This is a genomic window from Leifsonia sp. NPDC056665 (assembly GCF_042791795.1).
Classification (GTDB): Bacteria; Actinomycetota; Actinomycetes; order Actinomycetales; family Microbacteriaceae; genus Leifsonia.
Genome location: NZ_JBHTXK010000050.1, coordinates 1 through 1,007 on the forward strand (window position 1 = coordinate 1; position 1,007 = coordinate 1,007).

The window sequence follows — 1,007 nt, forward strand, 5'->3', positions numbered from 1 at the left end:
GGGGTGACGACGGCTTTGAACTATGTGAAGTTCGGGCAGGGGTCGTTGCTGGAGGCGTTCGAGGAGGCGGTGGGCGCGGCGTGGCGGGAGTCGCGGATCGACATGTTGTTCCACGGCTATGTGATGAATGAGGGTCAGCTGGCGGAGGTGCCGGCTGCTGCGGCTGCGGGTATTCGTTCGTTCAAGATGTTCATGCCGTATCGGGGTGCGGAGGCGGTGGCGTTGGGCGGGATCGGCAGTTTGGATCATGCGCAGATGCAGCGTGCGTTCGAGGCGATCGCGGCGGTGGGTGGTCAGGCGTTGGTGCATGCCGAGGATGGGGACATCGTTGATCACTGCATGCATCGTGAGGTGCTGGCGGGGATGTCGACGTTGGAGGCGTATGAGCGTGCCCGGCCGGTGGAGGCGGAGGGGGATGCGGCGTGGACGGCGTTGTATTTGGCGGAGCGGGCGGGGTGTCCGACGTCGATCGTGCATGTGTCCAGTCCGGAGGCGATTCGGGTGCGGCGGGCGTCGGGGTATCCGGCGGCGATGTTGGAGTCGTGTCCGCATTATGCGATTTTGAGCACGGCGTCGGGGATCGGCGCGTTGGGGAAGGTGGCGCCGCCGTTGCGCAGTCCGGAGCTTGCGGAGGCGGTGACGGCGGCGGTGTTGGCGGGGGAGATCGACTTCTTCGGTTCTGATCACAATGTGTGGCCGGCGGCGGCGAAGGCGGATCTGGTGGATGGGAATGCGGGTCTTCCGGGGATCGGGTTGCTTCTGCCGTTGGTGCTGAGTCATTTCGTGGTGGGGCGTGGGATGAGTATGGAGCGGGCTATCGAGTTGACCTCGACGGCGGCGGCGCGGCGGTTCGGGTTGCCGGGTAAGGGGTGGATCGGTGTGGGTGCCGACGCGGACCTTGTTGTCCTGGACACGGGGGAGAAACCGGTCCGTGCGGATGAGTTGTTCTCGGCCGTGGATTTCTCCCCGTATGAGGATTACGTGCTGCGGATGTGGCCGGCGGCGAC

Annotated in this window: 1 protein-coding gene; it reads left to right on the plus strand. The window is 65.5% G+C overall.

Annotated features, from left to right (window positions below):
• Positions 1-1,007 (plus strand): dihydroorotase family protein (locus ACFQ9V_RS20640; protein ID WP_382460985.1); only part of this gene is annotated, 1,007 nt, incomplete at both ends.